5 protein-coding genes are annotated in these 5,527 nt (G+C 34.6%); 2 read left to right on the top strand and 3 right to left on the bottom strand.

Annotated features, from left to right (window positions below; genetic code table 11):
* Positions 1–1,431: hypothetical protein (locus ABX784_RS15115; protein WP_372655897.1), on the bottom strand; the 1,431-nt coding region annotated here is incomplete at its 3' end.
* 229 nt (positions 1,432–1,660) lie between these two features.
* On the opposite strand from ABX784_RS15115, the gene ABX784_RS15120 reads away from it, so the two are divergent.
* Complete coding sequence (locus ABX784_RS15120; RefSeq protein WP_372655898.1) at positions 1,661–3,025, top strand: hypothetical protein; 1,365 nt, start codon at positions 1,661–1,663, stop codon at positions 3,023–3,025.
* Here ABX784_RS15120 and ABX784_RS15125 read toward each other — a convergent pair.
* Positions 3,022–3,969: a tyrosine-type recombinase/integrase gene (locus ABX784_RS15125; RefSeq protein ID WP_372655899.1), complete on the bottom strand. Its 948-nt coding sequence runs from the start codon at positions 3,967–3,969 to the stop codon at positions 3,022–3,024. The two genes, ABX784_RS15120 and ABX784_RS15125, sit on opposite strands and share 4 nt — an antisense overlap.
* A gap of 127 nt (positions 3,970–4,096) precedes the next feature.
* Positions 4,097–4,351, bottom strand: a complete 255-nt coding sequence (locus tag ABX784_RS15130) for a hypothetical protein (protein WP_372655900.1) — start codon at positions 4,349–4,351, stop codon at positions 4,097–4,099.
* A 247-nt stretch (positions 4,352–4,598) separates the two neighbouring features.
* On the opposite strand from ABX784_RS15130, the gene ABX784_RS15135 reads away from it, so the two are divergent.
* A partial coding sequence (locus tag ABX784_RS15135) for a KamA family radical SAM protein (RefSeq protein WP_372655901.1) occupies positions 4,599–5,527 on the top strand: 929 nt, incomplete at its 3' end.

Raw genomic sequence — 5,527 nt, forward strand, 5'->3', positions numbered from 1 at the left:
GGCCAAGTCATTAGGAGTTGCCTGTTTTACACCATTCTTATCTTCGAGCTTAATTTGCTTTAAGATACTGTCTCTGACTGTTCCACCTAGAGCACTACTTTGAGCAGATGTTAGATCAAAACCTTGTGCAGATGTGATACCTGAAGCGATATTATTTAAGTCTGTCTCAAGTTGATTTATATCCATTGTTTGGCCTAGCCCGCCTAGCTGGATAGATGAGAAGCTTGATTTTCTACATGCGTTATTACCTTGCGTGTCTTTGAACTTCTTACACTGACAAGTTGGATCAAATTCACCTACATTTGTAATACAGCCTAGCTTTGTTTTATCTGCAGCACTTGCAGCTGTTTTATCTGAACTTTCTACAAATAAGTTTCTATCACTTTGGGCCCATAAGTTCTGACAAGATTCAGAGTTTGTTCTACTTGAATTTTTTTCGCCATCTACGTAGCAGTAGCACATCAAGTTATCTTTATCTTCATGACCATCAGGACAATATTTCTCCATTGAAGTGATAAATTGGTCTTTCGCAACTTTTGCTCTTATGGCAAGAAGGCTAGTCTTATCACCTTGTGCTCTAAGCTTTCTTGCTTTTACAAGATTCCAGCCTGTATTCATTAGAGCAAGTGTTGCTACACCGGCAGGTGTACCCGCATAGAATTTTAAATCTTTATAAAGTGCTTCTGCTATTTTAATTACAGATGCTCCACCATCAAGACCGGCAGTATCATATTCCTGTGTTTCGGCTTTTACATTATCTGCTGATGCGTCTAGACAACTTACAGTCATCTTTACTTCATCAGCATACGTTGCAACAGCAGCGACTGTGTAGCATGCAGCAACTAGTTTATGAAGTTTCTCTTTTTTATAATAGAAATCTGAAAGAGAATTAAGCTGATCTATCTGAGATTGATAAGCGATTAGCTGAGTGTCGTAATTCTCATTATCTTTAACTTTCTTTTGGAAGCTAGCAAGGTTCTCGTCAATTACTTTCTTTCCTTCTAGAATGATGTAGGCGTCTTTAGCCAGAGCAGAAAGACCACAGGCTGAAGCAATCTTTAATGAGACACAAGGTGACTTATTTTTCGTTCTTACAAATAAATTTGTAAGTGAAATACCAGTAGATATTGTATCCATGATTACAGCGTCCCAATTCGCATCATCTAGACTATTATCTCCACTAACTTGTATAACGAGATCTCTCATACACTTATCACGCTCATTCTTAGTCTCAAATAGAGTACAGTTTTGATAAGCGTCTAGATCATTCTTCACTGTTTTTGTCGTCATACAACGATTGAGGTTATTATCCCATTTCTTAGTTGAGTCCTCAGAACAAGCAGTTTTTTCAGCTTCAAAATCATCTGCAAACGATGTGTTTGTCATAAGCAAGCAGAGAGTGGCAAAAATAGTGTGAAGCATGATTTTCATAGATAAATCCTTATTACCTAAATTATATAGAAAGTTGGGCTAAGCCTTTAATAGTTTGATTATTATATAGCATGTAGCCGAAATCACATAGATCCGGTCAACTTGACCTGCCAAATCTTTATTGCAATTGTCCTATGTTTTACAGGCGTATAAAGACAAGACAGTTTCTACAATCTAAGTAGCCGAAAATATTTACTAGTCTTGGCATAGTAATTGCTTTTATATCAGAATGATTAAACTTATATCTCTTATTTTCTTATTTAGTATTAATAGTTGGTCTGCTGATCTTCGTCTTTTTAATGAGAACGGACGACTAGACGACTACTTTTCAAAGTCAATTCTCTCGGGAGATCTAAAACCAGATGAGAAGATTTATCTCTTTAATAAAGAGGTCATCTTTAAAGAAATTCTTGGTAAGGGAAACACGACACTTATCTTAAAAGTCTATGATAATGAAAAGAAGAAAGAATATGCTTTAAGACTACCGCACGGAAATGAAAAAATGAACTATGACATTATGGACGGTAAGAGGTTCATTAATTATACCTATGAGGGATATCAAGAGCTACTTGACTCTAATCTACCAATTCCTGAAATTCATTCCTATCACAAAGGTTCATATATGGTGGTAGATTTGGTTGATCATGATTTTTCAATGCAGACTTTCTTTGCTCGAAATGAGTATATTGATTCAGATTTGAAGATGAAGGCCCTGAGTAGTTTAAAAGAATTCGCTAGGAAAGTGTCTATCTATGAAACAATTGGAGACTTTCACTTTGAACAATTAGTATATTCAATAAAGAATGATAAATGGACACTTCTCGATTGGGCTTCTCAACATCAGTTAGCTAGAGTTGTAGGCTCAGAGATAGTATTTAAAGAAGAACATCTCATGAGAAATAACTTTATGATGAAAGAAAATGGAGAGTTGCTTCGTAGGGAAAATGAAAATGGAAAAAATGTAGCTATCCATAGACCAATTAGTGACTTTGAAAAAAATTCTTTTGATCAACTTAGGGAAATTATACAGAATGAAAGATCTATTATTGCAGCTAACGACACAGTAGTTCTTGAAGAGTTAAAATTAAAACTTGCAGGAATAACTGACCATAGGGAAATTATAAAGATCTATTCAGAGTTAGATCAAGTTCATATGAGTTCATTTTTTACTCTTTTACAAAAAGATTTTATAAATAATCACATTCATAAGTTCCCGATTGGCTCTATTAATACCCCTGAGTTAGAAATCATCTTTTCTAAATTTGGTAAATTTACACCGTATTACTTTTCTCAATTTACTGAGAAAATAATTGAATCAGTAGAAGGTCTTGAGTCTTTTATGTTCCTTTATAGAATGATGAATAAAATTGGATTAGATGAAGAACTTGAAGATGATATTTCACTAGCTATAGCGAAGCATCTAGAGAGAATAATCTCTAACACTGTACATGGGCCTTCGGCGTTGAAAGATATTGCAACTCTTAAAGATGATTTTGGACTCATAAACTATAGATCTAGAGAAATACTTGCTCGAGCAAACGAATTATTAAAACCAGCAACTAGCTGTAGAGAAAATATTAAAAACTTTTTCTAATGCATAGGTGTTTGATCTACTTCAATATATGTCTGAGTCACCTTGGCATCATGGTGATTTAAGTAATCTCGAACTAAAAGTAAGTCTTTAGTCTTTTTATAAAGGTTAGTAGCACAGGCCTTTCTGAAGCTGTGTGGCCCTAACCTTTCATCACATTTATTTATCCTGAGTAACTTTTTAATCAAGCTGTACATACTTCTAGTACTCAAACATTTTCCAACGTAATTTGTAAAAATAAAATCTGACTTAGCGTCCTTCATTAAAAATTGAACATTTTTAATAATTTCATCAAATCTCTGTGGACTAAACTCATGTATGTAGCCACCTTTTCTGATGACTTTTATAGTTTTTCTCTTTTCATCAAAGTTTGAAAATCTAAGCTGAGTTAATTCACTCAATCTAAGTCCCGCCCAGTAGAGGAGTAAAAGGATCAGTCTTTCTCTCGTTCTGTAAGTAGATTCAATAAGATTCCTCCATTGCTCATATGGAATAATTGGTGTGTGCTCAACATCAGTGTCTTTAAGCTTTATCCCGTGAATCTTTTCTTTTACCGGATTAATCAAGAAGAGCTTTGAGTGATCCTCATGAGTTTGCTTTAGATATTCGTAGAAGTTCTTAAGGGAACTCAGGTGTCTTTTAGCAGAGTTATTTGAAAGGGCCTTCTGGATTAGGCTTATTTCCTTCGTTTTTCTAAAAAAGAGTAGTTTTTGAAAGAAGTTTGGTCTTTTTATTACGATACCACCATTTAGGAGAAAATCTTTATAGTGCTCGATTGTATTCTTATGTTTTGCACTGATAGGAGATGAATAGGTGATTTCATACCAGCAAAGATACTTTTCTAAATCGCTTCTGTAATTTTTGATAGTGTGGATGGATTTATTCTGCTTAGAACAATTGTCTAAATACTGTTGTAACCATCCCTGGTTTTTTCTATTAATTTTCATATACGCTTGGTGTTGTAATAAAATTACTATAAATTAGTTCGTATAATTTATATTATATGAATTATTTGTAATGTAAATAGTTGATAATACGAAATATCGATTCTGAGCGTTTTAGGTAGGGTTAGGGCTAGATAATATGAATTTTCATCTCACGTAAAAAGTCCACGCCATAAGGAGTGTAGCTAAATACTAGAAATACAAATGAGACTATGAAGATACAGATCATAAATCCAATAAAAATTTTTCCAAAGATTGAAATATTCTTCGATAGGTAACTTCCATCAAGGTCACCTGAGCCATTTGCTAGGTTGCCTGGAGAGTGCAATCTCTGTTGATCTACTTCTAGGTACTGAATATTCTTAGCGTCGCTTCCATTTGCCATAGTAACTTATCGACATATTGGGTTTCAGCTTGAGTAAATATAGGGCAGACTAATGTATGGGTAATCAAACAAATAACTTTCTTATAATGTAAGTATTTTACCCAATTCAATTTAAAACATATTGGGCTAGTTTTTAGGCTTTAAAGACAGATGTAAGATTTATTTTTGCGTTGCGTCAGGTGTTTACTAAGGGGATAATTTAACGATAATCACTACTTATTACGAAATTAAAAAAAGAGGATGCTGTATGTCAAATGTTGATCACTCGAAAATTCGAGAGTTAGAACATAGAAATTTTAGAAATGATGATTTCTGGAAAGAGATACCAGAATGGGCAAGTGTTACTAGAGGTGAATTTGCAGATCATAAGTGGCAGCTCAAGAACTCAGTTAGAAAAGTAGATCAAGTTGAAAGGTTCTTGGGAGCAAGAATATCTAAAGAGCATATGGAAGACATTAGAGCTGGTCAAAAGATCACTCCAATGAATATTAGAATTACTCCATATATCTTTGCTCTAATTGATTGGGAGGACCCTCTTAATTGTCCACTAAGAAAGCAGTTCTTACCAATGGGGAGTCAATTCTTAGAAGATCACCCATTCTATAAATCTGATTCACTTAGTGAAGACGATGATTCACCAGTACCAATGTTAACTCACAGGTACCCAGATAAGGTTCTTTTTCTTCCTACGACTATCTGTCCTGTATACTGTTCTTATTGTACACGTTCAAGAATCATTGGTGGATCTACAGAGTCGATGGAAAAAGAGACTTATGGTGCAAACCAAAAGAAATGGGACGATGTATTTGAATACCTAACAAATCATCCAAGAATTGAAGATGTTGTTATCTCTGGTGGTGACGCATTTATGCTTACTCCTAAGCAGATTCGCTATATTGGTGAGAACCTATTAAAAATTCCTCACATTAGACGTATTCGTCTAGCGACTAAAGGAATTGCAATTTTCCCTCAAAAAGTACTTACTGATGATGCTTGGTTTGAAGCCGTTCAAGAGATTCACGCTCTTGGTAGATCATTTGGTAAACAAGTTGTGATCCATACTCACTTTTCTTGTGCTAGAGAAATCACAAAGTGGTCTCAGATGGCCATGGATAGATTATTCCAAGCAGGAATCGTAGTTAGAAACCAAGCAGTTCTTCAAGAAGGTGTAAATAA

It is taken from the genome of Halobacteriovorax sp., from assembly GCF_041587335.1.
Classification (GTDB): Bacteria; Bdellovibrionota; Bacteriovoracia; order Bacteriovoracales; family Bacteriovoracaceae; genus Halobacteriovorax.